At 72.8% G+C, this 17,889-nt stretch carries 14 protein-coding genes; 8 read left to right on the forward strand and 6 right to left on the reverse strand.

The features are described 5' to 3' along the window. Nucleotides 1-4: 4 nt before the first annotated feature. From FHX44_RS25340 to FHX44_RS25350, 3 genes are all read right to left on the reverse strand, one after another. The gene (locus tag FHX44_RS25340) at nucleotides 5-868 is read right to left on the reverse strand and encodes a carbohydrate ABC transporter permease (protein ID WP_212612637.1); all 864 of its coding nucleotides are present in this window, start codon (nucleotides 866-868) and stop codon (nucleotides 5-7) included. 166 nt (nucleotides 869-1,034) lie between these two features. Then, a complete protein-coding gene (locus FHX44_RS25345; protein WP_147258082.1) occupies nucleotides 1,035-2,264 on the reverse strand; it encodes a sugar ABC transporter substrate-binding protein in 1,230 nt (409 codons plus the stop codon). 68 nt (nucleotides 2,265-2,332) lie between these two features. Then, complete coding sequence (locus FHX44_RS25350; RefSeq protein WP_170309038.1) at nucleotides 2,333-3,346, reverse strand: LacI family DNA-binding transcriptional regulator; 1,014 nt, start codon at nucleotides 3,344-3,346, stop codon at nucleotides 2,333-2,335. 127 nt (nucleotides 3,347-3,473) lie between these two features. Between FHX44_RS25350 and FHX44_RS25355 the strand changes: the two genes are divergently transcribed. Together FHX44_RS25355 and FHX44_RS25360 are read left to right on the forward strand one after the other, a co-directional pair. Next, complete coding sequence (locus FHX44_RS25355; protein ID WP_147258084.1) at nucleotides 3,474-4,481, forward strand: LacI family DNA-binding transcriptional regulator; 1,008 nt, start codon at nucleotides 3,474-3,476, stop codon at nucleotides 4,479-4,481. Between the two features lie 90 nt (nucleotides 4,482-4,571). Further along, entirely contained in the window at nucleotides 4,572-5,846 is a 1,275-nt protein-coding gene (locus FHX44_RS25360; protein WP_147258085.1) for an ABC transporter substrate-binding protein, read from the forward strand. A 4-nt stretch (nucleotides 5,847-5,850) separates the two neighbouring features. On the opposite strand, the gene FHX44_RS25365 is transcribed toward FHX44_RS25360, so the two are convergent. Then, complete coding sequence (locus tag FHX44_RS25365) at nucleotides 5,851-6,936, reverse strand: malate/lactate/ureidoglycolate dehydrogenase (RefSeq protein WP_246170580.1); 1,086 nt, start codon at nucleotides 6,934-6,936, stop codon at nucleotides 5,851-5,853. A gap of 91 nt (nucleotides 6,937-7,027) precedes the next feature. On the opposite strand from FHX44_RS25365, the gene FHX44_RS25370 reads away from it, so the two are divergent. Genes FHX44_RS25370 through FHX44_RS25380 form a run of 3 tightly spaced genes read left to right on the forward strand, consistent with a single transcriptional unit; the run spans nucleotide 7,028 to nucleotide 11,399 of the window. Beyond that, on the forward strand, nucleotides 7,028-7,693 hold the full coding sequence (locus FHX44_RS25370) for a TetR/AcrR family transcriptional regulator (RefSeq protein ID WP_212612638.1): 666 nt from the start codon (nucleotides 7,028-7,030) through the stop codon (nucleotides 7,691-7,693). Then, complete coding sequence (locus FHX44_RS25375; RefSeq protein WP_147258087.1) at nucleotides 7,687-9,420, forward strand: ABC transporter ATP-binding protein; 1,734 nt, start codon at nucleotides 7,687-7,689, stop codon at nucleotides 9,418-9,420. The genes FHX44_RS25370 and FHX44_RS25375 overlap by 7 nt, the downstream gene beginning before the upstream one ends. Then, nucleotides 9,417-11,399 (forward strand): ABC transporter ATP-binding protein, encoded by a 1,983-nt coding sequence (locus tag FHX44_RS25380; protein ID WP_147258088.1) that lies wholly within the window; start codon nucleotides 9,417-9,419, stop codon nucleotides 11,397-11,399. The genes FHX44_RS25375 and FHX44_RS25380 overlap by 4 nt, the downstream gene beginning before the upstream one ends. A gap of 64 nt (nucleotides 11,400-11,463) precedes the next feature. Here the strand turns inward: FHX44_RS25380 and FHX44_RS25385 are convergent, their stop codons facing one another. Then, nucleotides 11,464-12,909, reverse strand: coding sequence for an MFS transporter (locus FHX44_RS25385; RefSeq protein ID WP_147258089.1), 1,446 nt, complete (start codon nucleotides 12,907-12,909; stop codon nucleotides 11,464-11,466). 202 nt (nucleotides 12,910-13,111) lie between these two features. Between FHX44_RS25385 and FHX44_RS25390 the strand changes: the two genes are divergently transcribed. From FHX44_RS25390 to FHX44_RS25400, 3 genes are all read left to right on the forward strand, one after another. Further along, a complete protein-coding gene (locus FHX44_RS25390) occupies nucleotides 13,112-14,224 on the forward strand; it encodes an NAD(P)/FAD-dependent oxidoreductase (protein ID WP_147258090.1) in 1,113 nt (370 codons plus the stop codon). 86 nt (nucleotides 14,225-14,310) lie between these two features. Then, nucleotides 14,311-16,167, forward strand: coding sequence for a vWA domain-containing protein (locus FHX44_RS25395; RefSeq protein WP_147258091.1), 1,857 nt, complete (start codon nucleotides 14,311-14,313; stop codon nucleotides 16,165-16,167). Further along, nucleotides 16,167-17,681: a flavin-containing monooxygenase gene (locus tag FHX44_RS25400; protein ID WP_147258092.1), complete on the forward strand. Its 1,515-nt coding sequence runs from the start codon at nucleotides 16,167-16,169 to the stop codon at nucleotides 17,679-17,681. Before FHX44_RS25395 ends, FHX44_RS25400 begins: the two co-directional genes overlap by 1 nt. Nucleotides 17,682-17,690: 9 nt before the next feature. On the opposite strand, the gene FHX44_RS42300 is transcribed toward FHX44_RS25400, so the two are convergent. Next, complete coding sequence (locus FHX44_RS42300) at nucleotides 17,691-17,855, reverse strand: hypothetical protein (RefSeq protein ID WP_170309039.1); 165 nt, start codon at nucleotides 17,853-17,855, stop codon at nucleotides 17,691-17,693. Nucleotides 17,856-17,889 lie beyond the last annotated feature (34 nt).

The raw sequence follows: 17,889 nt of genomic DNA on the forward strand, positions 1-17,889 counted from the left end.
CGCCTCACCGGGCCAGTGCGCGCCGGTTGGCGCGCAGGTAGAGGAGTGCGAACACCAGCGAGATGATGATGAGCACGTTGCCCATCGCCGCGCCCTCGCCGAACCGGAACTCCTGGAACGAGAGGTGGTAGGCCTGCGTCGCGATCGTCTGCGTCGCGTTGGCCGGGCCGCCGTCGGTGAGTCCCAGGATGATGTCCAGCACCTTGATCGTGTAGACGACCCCGAGCACCAGCACGACGTTCACCACCGGCCGCAGCAGCGGCCAGGTCACGTGCCGGAACGCCCGCCAGCCGGTGGCCCCGTCCAGCGCGGCGGCCTCGTACAGGTCCTGCGGGATGTCCTGCAGGCCGCCGTAGAGGATCGTCGTGTTGAACGGGATCCCGATCCAGATGTTCACCCCGATCACCGCGATCAGCGCGAGCGAGGTGCTGGTGAGCCAGCCGGGGTTGTCGGCGACGCCCACGGCCCCGAGGAACCGGTTGAGCGCGCCGTTGTCCTGGTCGAGGATCCAGCGCCACACGGCCCCGGAGACGATCAGCGGGATCAGCCACGGCAGCAGCAGGAGTGAGCGCAGCACACCGGACAGCGGGAACCGCCGGTGGAAGTACAGCGCGATCCCCAGCCCGATCACGAACTGGCCCGCGATCGACCCCACGGTGAACAGCACGGTGTTGAGCAGCGCGGTGCCGAACAGGCCGGACGACAGCACCGTGACGTAGTTGTCCAGCCCGACGAACGGCGCCTCACCGGTGTAGAAGCTGCGCGTCGTGTACTCCTGGAAGCCCATCAGGGCGTTCTGGAGCACCGGGTAGCCGAAGAAGAGCAGCAGGTATGCCACGGCGGGCACCAGGAACGCGAGCTGCAGCATCCGTTCCCGCCCGCGCGGGGTCCACCACCCGCCGGCCGTGCCCCGTGGGGGAGCCGGCGCGGCGTCGCTCGCGAGTGGCCGGCCGGGCGCACCCGGGGGATGGAAGCCGGCGGAGCTTGCGGAGCCGGCGGGGCGGGTAGATGCAGCGACCGCCGACCGGGTCACATCAGCCATTCTGAGCCTGCTCGAGAGCCTGCAGCGGGGGCGCGCCGCCGGTGATGGCGGTCTGCATCGCGGTGTAGATGCGGGTGGCGGCGGCGGGCCACTCGGGGCCGAGCTTGCCGGTGCGCGCCCGTGCGGTCTGGACGATCTCGGTGAAGGCCGCCATCCGCGGCACCTCCGCGACGAACCGGTCGCGCAGCGCCGTCTTCGTCGGCACGGTGGTGCGCTCGGTCGCCAGCGCGATCTGGTTGTCGTCGGTGTTCAGGCAGGCGACGATCTCGGCGGCCTTGGCTTGGCGGGCGGGGTCGCCGGTCTGCGGGATCGTCCACGTCTCGCCGCCCAGCGGGGCCACCACGGACTCACCGGTCCGCGGCACCGGGATCGGCACGACCTCGTAGTTCAGGCCCTGCACCTTGTCGAGTGCGGGGAACTGCCACGGCCCGTTGACCATCATCGCCGCATTGCCCGCGGCGAACTGGTCCTTGACGTCGGCCTGCTTCCAGTTCAGCACCGACCGCGACGCCGCCCCGGAGTTCACGAGGTCGACCCACAGCTGCAGCGCCTCGGCGGTCTGGGGGCTCGCGATGTCGGTCTCGTCGCCGCCGTTGGTCCACATGAACGGCAGGAACTGCCACGCGCCCTCGTAGTCGGCCACCGCGGAGAACGCGATGCCGTACCGGTCGCCCTGGGTGAGCGCGGCTGCGGCGGTTTTGAGCTCGTCCCACGTCTTCGGCGGCGTGATGCCGGCCTGGTTGAGGATGTCGACGTTGTAGAACAGCCCGATCGAGTTGGTCACCGGCTGCAGCCCGTAGACCTGGCCCTCGAACGTGGACGCGCTCCGTACGCCCTCCTGGAAACCGTCCGCGGAGAGGCCGAAGTCGCTGATCGGGGCGAGCGCGCCGGTGGCGGCGATCTGCTGCAGGTCGGGGTTGTCGAGCATGAGGACGTCCGGCAGCGTCCGCGAGGACGCCTGCTGCAGCACCTTCTGGATCAGCGAGTCGCCCGGGACGACCTCGCGCTCGATCGTCACGCCTGCCTGCTGGCCGCACTCGTCGAGCTTGCGCGCGTAGACGCTCTTGTCGGGCTCGTTGTTGTAGTAGTCGAGCACCCGGAGCGAGGTGACGTCACCGCCACCACCGCCGCCGCTCCCGCCGCCACAGGCGGTGAGCCCGAGCGCGGCGGCCGCGACCAGCGCGGGGAGGGCGGTCCGTAGTGATGCTCCTCGTCGAGCCATGTCCGGTCCTCTCGGTCGATACGTATCGATTACGGGCGTGCGGCGGCCGCGGTGGGTGCGCGGCCGGGTCAGGGGGCGGGAAGGGTGGTCTCCCGGCGCGTGAGCCGGGGCCGGATCAGCTCGACGAGCTGCGCGGGGGGCTCCCCGCCGCGGTCGAGCAGGCGGAACAGGATCTCCATCGCTCGCCGCGAGACGTCCCGCGGCTCCAGCGACACGTTCGTGACGGCGGGGGTGGTGGCCTCGGCCGCCGCGTCGGTGCACAGCCCGATCAGCGAGGTGTCCCGGCCCGGGACGACGCCCCGCTCGATCAGGGCGTGCAGCACCGGGGCGACGGCCTGGGAGTTCGGCACGACGACGCCCGGGCGGCCACCGCCGTCGAGCGCGCGCTCGACGGCCTCGCGGGCACCCGCGGTGCCCGGCGGGACGGGGGCCACCACCGAGTAGCCGATCCCGTGCCGCGCGGCCGCGGCGGCGGCACCGCGCTGGAAGCGGCGCACGAAGTTGATGTCGCGCTCGATCACGTCGGCCGCGTGCCCGATGAGCACGACGCGGTCGTGCCCGAGGGCGGCGATCTCGTCGACGGCGAGCGTGCCGGCCAGCGTGAAGTCCATGTCGACGCAGTGCAGGCCCGCGCTGTCGTCCGGGACGCCGATGAGGATCACCGGCACCTTGAGCGCAGCGGCCACCGGGATGCGGGCGTCGTCGGCCTCGACGTCCATGAGCACGATCGCGTCGCAGAGCGCACGGCCCGCGAGCCGGGTGAGCCCGGCCGCGCCCTCGTCGGTGGTCACGAGCAGGACGTCGTGGTCCTCCGCTCGCGCGCAGCTCGCGATCGTCTCGATGAAGGGCAGGAGGCCTGCGGTGTCGGCGCCCGGCCCGAACGGGACGACGAGGCCGATCACCTGCGTGCGCTGGCTGGCGAGCGCACGGGCGCCCGCGTTGGGTTGATAGGTGAGCTGCTCGATCGCGTCGAGCACGCGCTTGCGGGTCTCGGCCGAGATCGATCGGCGGCCGCTCATCACGTAGGAGACGGTGCTCTGCGATACACCCGCGACCCGGGCGACGTCCCGGCTGGTGACCACGGCACCCCCTCCGTCGGGAGTCGATACGCATCGACAATGACGCGGGTGACCGTAGCCACACGACCGGGTGATCGCAAGCCCGGTGGGATAGTGGGCCCACCCGGTTCGCCGTCTCGGAGGTGCAGCGATGTCCGCGACCATGCGCGACGTCGCCCGGCTGGCGGGGGTGTCGGTCAAGACGGTCTCGAACGTCGTCAACGACTTCCCGTACGTGAGCGAGCGGACCAGGGCCCGCGTGCTGGCGGCGATCGCGGAGCTCGGCTACCGGATGAACTTCTCCGCTCGCAACCTGAGCCTCGGCCGCACCGGGATGCTCGCGCTCGCGGTGCCGGAGCTGCGGTTGCCCTACTTCGCCGAGCTGGCCGACGCCGTGATCGCCGCGGCCGCCGAGCGCGGGTACACCGTGCTGATCGAGCAGACCGGTGGCGTGCGGGAGCGCGAGCTCGCGGTGCTGACCAGCGACCGGCGGCGCATGACGGACGGGCTGATCTTCTCGCCGATCGGGCTGCGCGCGGCCGACGGGGCACAGCTCGACGTGGACTACCCGATGGTCCTGCTCGGCGAGCGCGCGCTGCACGCGGGCGTGCCGCACGTCGCGATGGCCAACGCCGAGGCGGCGCGGGCCGTCGCCGGGCACCTCCTCTCCGTCGGGCGGCGCAGGATCGCCGTGGTCGGCTCGTCCGACGAGCCGGGGCCGAGCGCGGGCTCGCTGCGCACCCGGGGGCTCCTCGACACCCTCGCCGCCGCAGGCGTCACGCACGATCCCGCGCTCGTCGGGGAGGCCCTCGAGTGGACCCGCGCCGCGGGCGCCGCCGCCATGCGCCAGGTGCTGGACCGCGGCGTGGAGTTCGACGCCGTCTTCGGCCTCAACGACGTGCTCGCGCTCGGCGCCATGCGCGTGCTGTACGAGCGCGGGCTGCGGGTGCCGCAGGACGTCGCGGTGGCCGGCTTCGACGACATCGAGGACGGCCGCTTCTCCCGCCCGAGCCTCACCACCGTCGAGCCGGGGAAAGCGGAGATCGCCGGCAGCGCCGTCGCGCTCCTGGTGGAGCACCTCACGACTACCGGTCCCGGGCCCGGGGCGTCGGTGGTGGCCGGGTTCCGGCTGCACGTGCGCGAGTCCACAGCCGGCTGAGGCGCCGGACGCGGCGTTGACCACCACCCGCCCGTGTGCTGTTCTTACACCGGTGTAAACGCCGCGACGACGGGGCGAGGGGACGAGGACATGCGAATCCGGCTGGTGGCGGCCGCGCTCGGAGCGGCGCTCGTGGCCGCGGGGTGCGGCGCGGGCTCCGACGAGGACGGACCGGTGACGATCCGGTTCTCCTGGTGGGGCAACGACGAGCGCGCGCGGATCACCAACCAGGCCGTCGACGCTTTCGAGGCCGCCAACCCCGGCATCACGGTCGAGACCGAGTCGATCGACTTCACCTCCTACTTCGACCGGCTCGCCACGTCCGTCGCCGGGAACGACGAGCCGGACGTGATCACGATGGGCGGCGCCTACCCGCGGGAGTACGCCGATCGCGGTGTGCTCCTCGACCTCGCGCAGGTGTCCGGTCACCTCGACCTGTCCGCGCTCGACGAGCACGCGATGGCGGGCGGCAACTTCGAGGGCACCCAGTACGCGGTGCCGACGGGCGTGAACACCTACGGCGTGGTCGTGAACCCGGCGATCTTCGAGGCGGCGGGCGTGCCGCTGCCCGACGACAACACCTGGAGCTGGGAGGACTTCGCCCGGATCGCCACGGAGATCTCCGCGCGCGGCCCGGAGGGCACGTTCGGCGTGGAAGACCCGACGAGTCCCGACGTCCTCGACCTGTACGCCAACCAGCTCACCGGCGAGGGCCTCTACACCGCCGAGGGCACGATCGCGCTGCAGCCGGCGATCGCGCAGCGCTGGTGGGAGCTGACCACGGGGCTCATGACGAGCGGCGCGACGCCGCCCGCGAGCATCACCGCCGAGCTCGCCGGGCAGCCGGCGCCGGAGCAGACGCTGATCGGCCAGGGCAGGGCGGCCATGAGGTTCGGCTGGTCGAACCTGCTCTCGGCGTACCGGCAGGCCTCCGGAGCGGACCTGATCATGCTGCGGGCGCCGGGGGAGACCACCGCACAAGGGCCCGGGATGTGGCTGCAGGCCTCCCAGCTGTACACGATCAGCCGGCGCAGCGAGCACCCCGAGGAGGCGGCCCGCCTGATCGACTTCCTGGTCTCCGACCCGCGGGCCGCCGACTTCATCAAGGCCGACCGGGGCATCCCGGCGAACCCGGAGATCCGCGCCCACCTGGAGGGCGGCCTCGACGAGAGCCGCAAGGCGGAGTTCGCCTTCGTCGACCGGATGAGCGGCCTCGTCGACGGGCACTTCGTGATCGGCCCGAGCGGCTCCACCGAGACGCTCGGCATCGTCACCCGGCTGAACGACGCCGTGCTCTTCGGCCAGCTCCCGCCGGGCCAGGCGGCGGAGCAGTTGGTCGCGGAGATGAACACCGCGGTGTCCTGACGGCTCAGGCGGTGACTCCGAGGCCCTCCGCCGTGCGGACGATCGCCCCCCACGTGTTCACCGGGAGGGGGATGCCCTTCGCCAGCCGTTCCTCGCGGTTGGCCGCCTCCGGGTCGCCGGGGGCGAGCACCGGTGCGGCCGGGTCGACGGGGCGCGCGCCCAGCACCCAGTCCAGGTAGTCGCGGGCGATCCGCTCGAACTCGGCCTGCGTGCCGAAGTGGGCGGGGGAGAGGTAGATCGACAACATCCCGTTGGAGATGCCCTTGCGCGGGCCGTCGATCGGGCCTGCGCAGCCGCCGCCGGTGAAGGCGCCCGCGAGCAGCTCGCACATCAGCGCGAGGCCCGACCCCTTGTGCTCGCCGAACGCGCGGATGGCGCCCACACCCCCGCCCGGGTGGCGCAGGTCGGTGGGCCCGTAGTCGCCGTAGAGCAGGCGCGGGTCGCCCGACGGCACGCCCTCCGGACCGATCAACGCGTCCGGGGGCAGCGGCCTCCCGCCATACGAGGCCACCTGCACCTTCCCCTCGGCGACGAGCGACGTGGCGAAGTCCAGCACGACCGGACGCTCCGGCAGCGGGATCCCGACGGCGAACGGCGCGGTCGAGAACCTCCGCTCCACCGCCCCGAACGGGGCGACCAGCGGTGACTTGGCGACGTTGACGAAGTGGATCGAGATCAGGCCGGCGGCGAGAGCGGTCTCGGCGTAGGCGCCGACGCGGCCGACGTGGCCGGAGTTGCGCAGCGCAACGATGCAGGTTCCGTTCGCGGCGGCCCGCTCGATGCCGAGCGCCACGGCCTGTGCTGCGATCGTCTGGCCGAAGCCCTGCCGGCCGTCGAGCACCACGAACCCGCCGCCGTCGGTGACGACCTCTGCCTGCTGCCCGGCCCGGACCCAGCCCTCGCGCATCCAGTCGACGTACAGCGGCACGCGCACGACGCCGTGGCTGTCGTGGCCAGCGAGGTTCGCCCCGACGAGCTCGCGGGCGATGAGCCCCGCCTCCTCCTGGCCGCAGCCGGCCGCGGCGAAGATCGCGCGCACGGTCGCTTCCAGCACGTCCGCGGAGATGAGGTGCACCTGATCGATCGTCACGGCCCCAGCATGACTCATGCAGCGGGCCCGCCGGCGACCCTCCTCGGTAATCCCGTTGGGTAGTGAGTGCGCGCTCATTTACTCTGGCGCCGTGGCCTCCTCCCACCGCCGAGCCCCGCGCATGGCACCCGACGATCGCCGCGCGGCGATCGTCGACGCCGCGCGGCCGCTCGTCATGCGGCACGGCGCCGGGGTGACCACGCGCCAGATCGCCGAGGCCGCCGGCATCGCGGAGGGCACCATCTTCCGCGTCTTCCCGGACAAGGACTCGGTGGTGCAGGCCGTCGTCGCCGAGGTCTTCGACCCCGAGCCGACCCTGCGCGAGCTCGCCGCCGTCGACCGCGGGCTCCCGCTGCGCGAGCGCCTCACGAGGGCCACCGACGTGCTGCAGCGGCGGCTGTCGCAGGTGTTCGGCCTGCTCGACGCGCTCGGCTGGATCCGGCCGCCGGACCCGGAGGAGCACCGGCCGCAGCCACCCGCCGCGATCAACGACGCGTTCCGGGCCGCGGTGGTCGACATCGTCGGCGCCGACGAGCGGCGGCTGCGGGTGCCGGCCACGGAGCTCGCCCACGTGCTGAGGCTGCTCGTCTTCTCCGGCACCCACCCGATGATCTCCGACGGACGCCCGCTGACCCCCGAACAGATCGTCACGATCCTGCTCGACGGGCTGTACCTACCCACCCCGCCGGCTCCGCAGGCTCCGCCGGCTTCCGCCCCCCGGTTCACCCCCACCACGACCGAGGACCGTGCATGCTGATCCGATTGCTGCGCACCCACCTGCGCCCGTACTCCAGACCGCTGCTCGCGGTGGTCGCGCTGCAGCTCGCGGGCACGATCGCCTCGCTCTACCTGCCGAGCCTCAACGCCGGCATCATCGACCGCGGCATCGCGCGCGGCGACACCGCCTACATCATGTCCGTCGGCGGCTGGATGCTCGTGGTCACGTTCGTGCAGATCGTCTGCTCGGTCGCGGCGGTCTATTTCGGGGCGCGCACGGCGATGGGCTTCGGGCGTGACGTGCGGGCGGCGCTGTTCCACCGGGTCGGTGAGTTCTCCGTCCGCGAGGTCAACCACTTCGGGGCCCCGTCGCTGATCACCCGCGGCACCAACGACGTGCAGCAGGTGCAGATGCTCGTGCTGATGACCTGCACGATGATGGTCGCGGCGCCGATCATGTGCTTCGGCGGCGTGGCGATGGCGCTGCGGGAGGACTCGCACCTGTCCTGGCTGATGCTGGTCTGCGTGCCGGTGCTGGTGGTCGCGATCGGCGCGTTGATCCTGCGGATGATGCCGGGCTTCCGCGCGATGCAGACCCGCATCGACGAGGTGAACCGCGTGCTGCGCGAGCAGATCACCGGCATCCGGGTGGTGCGGGCATTCGTGCGCGAGCCGCAGGAGACGGCCCGCTTCGAGACCGCGAACGCCGCGCTCACCGACGTCGCCACGTACGTGGGCCGGCTGCAGGCGCTGATCTTCCCGACCGTGATGCTCGTGCTCAACCTGTCGAGCGTGGCGGTGCTGTGGTTCGGCGCGGGCCGGATCGACGCGGGCCAGATGCAGATCGGCGCGCTGACCGCGTTCCTGGCCTACCTCATCCAGATCCTGATGGCGGTCATGATGGCCACCTTCATGACGATGATGATCCCGCGCGCCGCCGTCTGCGCGGAACGGATCACCGAGGTGCTCGACACGGAGTCCTCGGTGGCCCTGCCGGACCGGCCGGTCACCCCGGCCGCACCCACCGGTGCGCTCGAGCTGCGGGGCGCCGGGTTCGCCTACCCGGGCGCCGACGCCCCGGTGCTGCACGACGTCACGTTCACCGCGAACCCGGGCACCACCACGGCGATCGTCGGCAGCACCGGCGCAGGCAAGACCACGCTGCTCGGGCTCGTGCCCCGGCTGTTCGACGTCACGAGCGGTGCCGTGCTCGTGGACGGGGCCGACGTGCGCGACCTCGACCCGGAGTACCTGTGGAGCCGGGTCGGCATCGTGCCGCAGAAGCCGTACCTGTTCTCCGGCACGGTGGCGAGCAACCTGCGCTACGGCAACCCGGACGCCACCGACGAGGAGCTGTGGACCGCGCTGGAGGTGGCCCAGGCCGCCGACTTCGTGCGCGCCACGCCCGACGGCCTCGACACCCCCATCGCCCAGGGCGGCACCAACATCTCCGGCGGCCAGCGCCAGCGCCTGTCGATCGCCCGCGTGCTCGTGCGGCGGCCCCAGATCTACCTGTTCGACGACTCGTTCTCCGCCCTCGACCTGGCCACCGACGCGCGGCTGCGCGCGGCGCTGCGGCCGGTCACCGCCACCGCGACCGTGGTCGTCGTGGCCCAGCGGGTGGCGAGCATCCGCGACGCCGACCAGATCGTCGTGCTCGACGACGGCGTCGTGGTCGGGATCGGCAGCCACCACGAGCTGCTCGCCGGCTGCCCGACGTACGCCGAGATCGTCTCGTCCCAGTTCACCCCGGAGGAAGTCGCATGACCCGGCCCAACCCCGCGGCCGAGACGAACCGCGCCGCGCGCGAGATGTCGGCCCAGCGCCGCGGCGGGCCGCCGTGGGCCGGGATGGGCATGCCGGCGGAGAAGTCGCTCGCCTTCGGCCCCTCGGCGCGCAGGCTGCTGCACAGGCTCGCCCCGGAGCGGCTCGGTCTGGCCGCGGTCGTGGCCCTCGGCGTGCTCAGCGTGGCGCTCTCCTCGGTCGGGCCACTCGTGCTCGGCCACGCCACCGACGTCATCTTCGCCGGGGTGATCGGCCGCGATCTCGATCCGGGCACATCCGTGGCGGCCGCGGCGGCCGCCGAGCGGGAGGCGGGCAACGACGCGTACGCGAACGTGCTCGAAGGAGCCGGTGTCGTGCCGGGGCAGGGCATCGACTTCGCCCTGCTCGGCCAGGTGCTGATGGGCGTCGTGGTGATCTACGTGGCGGCGTCGCTCTTCGGTTGGCTGCAGGGCCACCTGCTCAACGGCGTCGTCCAGCGCACGATCTTCGCGTTGCGCCGCGACGTCGAGGACAAGATCAACCGGCTTCCGCTGCGCTACTTCGACCGGCAGCCGCGCGGCGAGCTGCTCAGCCGGGTCACCAACGACATCGACAACGTGGCGCAGAGCCTGCAGCAGACGCTGTCGCAGCTGCTCACCTCGCTGCTCACCATCGTCGGCGTGTTGCTGGTGATGCTCGTGATCTCCCCGCTGCTCGCGCTGGTGGCGATCGTGTCGATCCCGCTGTCGTTGCTCGTCTCGCGGGCGATCATGGCGCGCTCGCAGAAGCAGTTCGTGGCGCAGTGGCGGCACACGGGTGCGCTCAACGCGCACATCGAGGAGGCCTTCACCGGCCACGAGCTGGTGCGCGTGTTCGGCCGCCGCGGCGAGGTGGAGGCGGCGTTCGCCGAGAAGAACGAGCACCTCTACGGCGCCAGCTACCGGGCGCAGTTCATCTCCGGGATCATCATGCCGTCGATGATGTTCATCGGGAACCTGAACTACGTGCTCGTGGCCGTGGTGGGGGGCCTGCGGGTGGCGTCGGGCGCGCTGACCCTCGGCGAGGTGCAGGCGTTCGTCCAGTACTCCCGCCAGTTCACCCAGCCGCTCACCCAGGTGTCGTCGATGATCAACCTGCTGCAGTCGGGCGTCGCGTCGGCGGAGCGGGTGTTCGAGCTGCTCGACGCCGAGGAGCAGGTGCCCGATCCGGCGCGGCCCGCCGTGCCGACGACGCGCAGCGGCCGGGTCGTGTTCGAGGACGTCTCGTTCCGCTACCGGCCGGACCAGCCGCTGATCGAGCACCTCTCGCTCACCGCCGAGCCGGGGCAGACGATCGCGATCGTCGGTCCGACCGGGGCCGGCAAGACCACGCTCGTGAACCTGATCATGCGGTTCTACGAGCTCGACGCCGGCCGCATCACGCTCGACGGCGCCGACATCGCGGCCATGGACCGGGCCGCCCTGCGTTCGGGCATCGGCATGGTCCTGCAGGACACGTGGCTCTTCGGCGGCACGATCCGCGACAACATCGCCTACGGCAACCCGGCGGCCACCGAGGAGCAGATCGTGGCCGCGGCCAGGGCCACCTACGTCGACCGGTTCGTGCGCAGCCTCCCCGACGGCTACGACACCGTCATCGACGACGCGGGTTCGAACGTCAGCGCGGGGGAGAAGCAACTGATCACGATCGCGCGGGCGTTCCTCGCCGACCCGACGCTGCTCATCCTCGACGAGGCCACCAGCTCGGTGGACACCCGCACCGAGCTGCTCCTGCAGCGCGCGATGGCCGCCCTGCGCACCGACCGCACCAGCTTCGTGATCGCCCACCGCCTGTCGACGATCCGGGACGCCGACCTGATCCTCGTGATGGAGTCCGGCCGGATCGTCGAGCAGGGCGCCCACCACGAGCTGGTGGCCGCGGGCGGGGCCTACGCCGCGCTCTACGAGAGCCAGTTCGCCGGGGCCGTCGCGACGCCCGACTGAGGCCGAGGACGGAGAGAGGGCGGTACCCCGCGGTGCACGCGGGGTACCGCCCTGGGACAGCGGGTCATCCGGCCACGCGCTCGGACGCGGCGTCCGACCCGGTCGTTCCCGTGGCCGGCGCGGCAGCCGGACGGCGTCCGCGGAGCGTGACGGCGGCGAGCAGCCCGCCCGCGGCGGCGATCGCGGCGGCTCCGAGGAACGCCGCGGAGAAGCCGCTGGTGAGAGCGGCCGGGTCACCGACCCGGGCGGCGCCCGCGGCGCTCGCCACAGCCGTCATCGCGGCCAGGCCGAGCGCGGACCCGATCTGGTAGCCGGTGTTGACGATCCCGGAGGCGAGGCCCCCTTCCTCGGGCCGGGCCGAGGAGATCGCCGTCCCGAGTGACGGGATGAATGCCAGGGCCATCCCGGCCGCGGCGACGAGCGACGGTCCGAGCACGTCGGCCAGGAACGAGCCGGCAGGATCGACGGCCGCCATCCAGACCAGGCCGGTGGCGAGCACGAGCAGCCCGGCCACGGTCAGCGACTTCGGGCCGAACCGTGCCACCAGCCGCGGCACGACCCCGACCATCAGCACCATGATCCCGATCGTCATCGGCAGCAGCGCGGCCCCGGACGCGAACGCCCCGAACCCGAGCACCTGCTGCAGGTACAGGTTCAGGAAGAACCACATGGGGATCCACGCCGCCCCGAGCAGCAGCTGCGCGACGTTCGCAGCACCCAGATCGGGCGTGCGGAAGATGCCCAGCCGTACGAGAGGTGCGCTGCTGCGCGCCTGGATCAGCAGGAACGCGATGAGGAGCACCGCTGCTGCGGCGAGCGCTCCGATCGTCGAGCCCGCCGACCAGCCTGCCTCGGGCGCCCGCACCAGGCCGAACACGCCGAGGCCGAGGCCTGCGGTGACGGTCAGCGCGCCGACGAGGTCGACCCGGCCCGAGGACGGCGGCGCCGCGGGCAGCAGGACCGGGACCAGCGCCAGCGTCGCGGCCGCGATCGGCACGTAGAGCCAGAAGATGAACGGCCACGACAGCCACTCGGTGATCACGCCGCCGAGGAACACGCCTGCCGTGCCGCCGGCCGGTGCCGCAGCGCCGTAGAGCGCGAGGGCGGTCGTCAGCTCACGGGACGAGCCACCGAAGAGGATCATGAGCAGGGTCAGCGCGGCCGGGGCGATGAGCGCCGCGCCCACGCCCTGCACCGCCCGCCCGGCCAGCTCGACCCAGGCCGTTCCGGCCACCGCGGCGAGCACCGAACCGGCCAGCAACAGGGCCCAGCCGGCCGCGAAGACGCGCCGCGCCCCGAAGAGGTCCGACAGCCGCCCGCCGAGCAGCAGCAGGCCGCCGAACGCGACGACGTAGGCGTTGAACACCCAGGACAGGTCGGCCTGGGAGAACCCGAGGTCGGCCTGCATGTGCGGTAGCGCGACCCCGATGATCGACGTATCCATGATCACCATGAACTGGGCGAGGGCGATGAGGCCGAGAGCCCACCACCGCCGGGGGTGACGTGACATCACCGTTCTCCTTCCTTCTTGATACCCACCGGGGGTATCGATGGGAGAGAGATATACACCCCTCGGGGGTATCTACGACGGCGCTTTGTGACGGACGTCTCGGGGCGTGCTCGCGGATGGCCCGGCGGCGGCCGCTGCTCCCGCGCCGGCGGCCCCGCTCATCGCGGCAGTGCTCCGGCCCCGGGCGTGAGACGATCTTCAGGTGCGCGTGGTCGTGGTCGGGTCTGGCATCGCGGGGGCTGCCGCCGCCCACCAGTTCGCGCGGCGCGGCGTCGAGGTCGTGGTGGTCGACGACGCGCGGCCCGGGGTCGCGACGGCTGCGGGCGCCGGGATCGTCTCGCCGTGGGCCACCGCGGACGAGGCGCTCTTCGCCCTCGCGGGCGCCGCGGCGGCCTACTATCCCGAGCTCGTGGCCGCGTTGGCCGAGGACACCGACGAGCCGACGTCCTACTCCGTGGTCGGCGGCCTCGTCGTCGGCCGGGACGAGGGTGCGCTGCGGGAGATCCAGCGGCGCGTCGCGGCACGGGCGGCCGAGCATCCGGCCGCAGGTGAGGTGTCGCTCCTCGACCCCGCGCAGGCCCGCGCGCTGTTCCCGCCGCTGGACCCGGGGCTGGCGGCCGTGCACGTCGGCGGGGGAGCCCGGGTGGACGGGCGGCAGCTGCGCGCGAGCCTGTTGGACGCCGCGCGGCGGCGCGGGGCGGAGCTGCGCACCGGCACCGCCGCGCTGACCGTCGACGGCCTGCGCGTGGACGGGGAGCCGTTCGGTGCCGACGCCGTGATCGTCGCGGCAGGGGCTTGGAGCGGCGAGCTGCTCGCCGCGCTCGGGGCGCAGTTGCCCGTCGCCCCGCAGCGCGGGCAGATCACGCACTTCGAGGTCGCCGGGGAGACCGCCCGGTGGCCGGTGGTGTCGCCGCTGGGCAGCGGCCACTACCTGCTGGCGTTCCCGGGCGGGCGAGTGGTGGCAGGGGCCACGAGGGAGACCGGTTCCGGGTTCGACCACCGGGTGACCGCGGCCGGGCAGCTCGAGGTGCTGGAGCGGGCACTGGCGGTCGCGCCCGGGCTGCACGACGCGACCCTGTTGGAGACCCGCGTCGGATTCCGGCCGGCCACGCCGGACGGCCTGCCCGTGCTCGGCCCGCTCCCCGGCCATCCCCACCTCGTCCTGGCCACCGGTTTCGGCCCGGTCGGCCTGACCCTGGCCCCGCTGGCCGGGGCACTGGTGGCGGACGCGGTGCTGGGCGAGGCAACCCGTATCGACCTGCGTCCGTACGCCCCGGAGCGCTTCATCCCGACGAACGGCGCGTTCGTCGGATAGGTACCGACGAGCGCGCCGCTCGTCGGAAGGGGTCGGCAGTGCGGAGCCGGCGCATGTAAGACTCCGCCGTCGTGAGTGGTCGCCTGATGAGCCGGATCCTGTGCACGCTCGGTGTCCTGATGGGCGTCTGGGGGGCGCCGGGTGTGGCGGAGGCGCAGGCGCCGGGCACGGAGCTGGCGCCGACGATGGTCGTGCTCGACGCGTCCGGGTCCATGACCGGTGCCGACCCGACCGGCGGCACGAAGATGGACGCAGCGCGGAGCGCCGTGCACACCTTCCTCGACGCCGCACCGGACGGCGCGCCCGTCGGGCTCGCCGCCTACGGCACGGCGACCGGCAACTCGGACGCCGAGCGCGCGCAGGGCTGCCAGGACGTCACGGTGGTGAGCCCGGTGGGCCCGCTCGACCGGGCCGGCCTCGGCGCCGCCGTCGACCGGCTCACCCCGCGCGGGTACACGCCGATCGGGCGGGCGCTGCAGGTGGCGGCGGAGCAGCTGCCGCAGGAGGGGCCCCGCTCGATCGTCCTCGTCTCCGACGGGGTCGACACCTGCTCGCCCCCGCAGCCGTGCGACGTGGTGCGTACGCTCGCCGGACAGGGTGTGGACCTCGTCGTGCACGCCGTCGGGTTCGGCGTCGACGCCGAGGCCCGCGCCCAGCTCAGCTGCATCGCCCAGGCCACGGGCGGTACGTACACCGACGCCCCCGACGCCTCCGCGTTGCAGCGGGTGCTCCCACGCGTGGCGGGGTCGGCGCTGCGCAACTACCAGCCGGCCGGCACGCCGATCGCCGGTGCCGCCACCGTGGAGGCCGCGCCCGTCGCCGCGCCCGGCCAGCACCTGGACACGATCGGTCAGCACGAGCAGCGCTACTACGCGGTGGACGTCCCGGAGGGAGCGACGGCGTACTTCAGCGCCACCGTCTCCTTCCCGCGCCTGTCCGGCATCGGCATCCTCGACGACTTCAACTCCCTGCAGCTGCGGACCTACGGCGAGCGGGGAGAGGACTGCCACGAGTTCACGTCCGAGCAGGCCGCCGACTCCAGCTCCGGCGAGGCACTGACCGTCGCCACGACCTGGACGGGCGCGACCGAGCCGAAGACGGGCAGCGGAAGCACCGACCGGTGCCGGGGTGGCGGCCGCTACACGTTCGCGCTCACCTGGGATCGGGTGTCGGCAGGTGTGCCGGAGCGGCTGCCCGTGGAGCTGCTCGTGGGCGTGGAGCCGCCGGTGGCCGACGCCGGCCCGGTCGCCGTGCTCCCGGAGCCCGTGTTCGGCCGGCCGCAGGGGCCGGCCCGGCCCGTCGTCGGCGGCGGCTCGTTCAACGTGGCCGGCGCCCTCGACGGCTCGGGGAGCTACACCGACACGGTGCAGCGCGGGGAGTTCGTGTTCTACCGCGTGCAGCTGGACTGGGGTCAGGGCCTGGCCTACCGCGTCCGGTTCGGTGAGACCCCGGGCACCGGCCTGCGCAACCTGTCACCCGCCTCGACCACGGTCTACGCGCCCTCCCGCGAGGAGATCGCAACCGCCAATCTGGTCTACACCGGATCCGAGCTCGTGCTGCCCACCACCGACCCCGCGATCACCACGGCACCGGTGCGCTACAACAACCGCACGGCGGACGACATCAGCGTGCGTACGCAGAGCGTCGCGGGCACCTACTACATCGCGGTGCAGCTCGGTCCCACCGCGGAGGATCCCGAGGCGGCCGGCCCCGTGCCGATCACGCTCGACGTCACCGTCTCGGGTGACGAGGAGCCCGGCCCGCGGTACGCGCAGGCGAACGCGCCGTTCGGCGAGCGGGCTCCGGTGGAGGTGCAGAACGTGCAGGCCCCGGCCGCCAGGACCGTGATCGCGCCGGCCGGCTGGGTGGCGATCGGGGCCGCCGCGCTGGTCGTGATCGGGCTCGTCGTCGCGATCGTCGCGCGGCGCCGGCGTGGGGCATGATGCGAGAAAGGCTGATCCGTTCAGGGGGTACGCCTGTGGAACATCTGGACGTCCTCGTCGTCGGCGCCGGCATCTCCGGCATCGACGCCGCCTACCGCCTGCAGACCGAGCACCCGCGGCGCACCTACACGATCCTCGAGGCGCGCGACTCGATCGGCGGCACCTGGGATCTCTTCCGCTTCCCGGGGATCCGCTCGGACTCCGACATGTTCACGCTCGGGTTCCCGTTCCGCCCGTGGAGGGCGGCCGCGGCGATCGCCGACGGCGAGTCGATCCTGCGCTACCTGAAGGAGACCGCGGAGGAGTGCGGCATCGACCGGCGCATCCGCTTCGGCAGGCGGGTCACGGCGGTGTCGTGGTCGAGCCCCGACCAGCGGTGGACGGTCGAGGTGCAGGTCGCCGACGGCACCACCGAGCACTACACGTGCGACTTCCTCTTCCTCGGCACCGGCTACTACCGCTACGACCGCGGCTACCTCCCGGAGTTCCCCGGGATCGACGCCTACCGGGGCACGGTGGTGCACCCGCAGCACTGGCCGGAGGACCTCGACTGCGCGGGCAAGCAGGTGGTCGTGATCGGCAGCGGGGCCACCGCCGTCACGCTGGTCCCGGCGCTCGCCGAGCGCGGGGCGCAGGTCACGATGCTGCAGCGCTCGCCGAGCTACGTCATCGCGCTCCCCGGCACCGACCGGCTCGTCGACCGGCTCCCCCGATGGGCACACCGGCTGATCCGCTGGAAGAACGTGCTCGTGACCTCGGCGTTCTACCAGGTCGCACGGCGTGCTCCCGCCGTGGCGAAGCGGCTCCTGCGGGCGGGGCTCGAGCGGCAGATCCCCGACCGCTGCGTGATCGACCGCGACTTCACGCCCCGGTACCAGCCGTGGGACCAGCGACTGTGCGTCGTGCCCGACGGCGACCTGTTCCGGGCGATGCGCGCAGGCCGCGCGGAGGTCGTCACCGACACGATCGCCACCTTCACCGAGGGCGGGATCCGGCTCACCTCCGGCCGGGAGCTGCCGGCCGACGTCGTCGTCACGGCGACGGGGCTGCAGCTGCAGGTCGGCGGCGGCATGCGGATCACGGTGGACGGCACGGAGGTCGACCCGGGCCGCACGGTCGTCTACCGCGGCTGCCTGCTCTCCGGGGTGCCCAACCTCGCGATCTGCATCGGCTACGTCAACGCGTCGTGGACCCTGCGGGCCGACCTGACCGCGCGCTACGTCTGCCGGCTCCTCGCCCACATGGACGCCCACGGCTACCGCTCGGCCACCCCGGAGTTCGACGGTGGCGTGTCCGCCCGGCCGCTGCTCGCCCTCACCTCCGGCTACGTCGAGCGGGCCGCGGGCGTGCTGCCGAAGCAGGGAGAGGCAGCGCCGTGGGTGCTGCGCCAGAGCTACCCGATCGACATGCTGAGCACGCGGTTCGGCGACGTCACCCGGGACATGGTGTTCACCGCGCGCCCGCTGAGGCACTCGCCGGTCGCGGTCGACGCGGCAGCCCCCGAACCGGGCTGAAGACGGAAGTCAGTCGGGGAGCAGCTCGATCCAGTGGCGGATGTCGTCCGCCGTCTCGGTACCGGCCAGGTCGGGATGGTCGGTGACGAGGTGGGCCTGGATCAGCGAGATCACCACGTCGTCGCTCTCACCGCGCGCGGTGTACCCGCACTCGCATCGGATCTGCCGAGTCATGAAGCCCCCTTCGAACTACTCTGCAGGATCTGTC

The sequence above is a fragment of the Pseudonocardia hierapolitana genome, assembly GCF_007994075.1.
Classification (GTDB): Bacteria; Actinomycetota; Actinomycetes; order Mycobacteriales; family Pseudonocardiaceae; genus Pseudonocardia; species Pseudonocardia hierapolitana.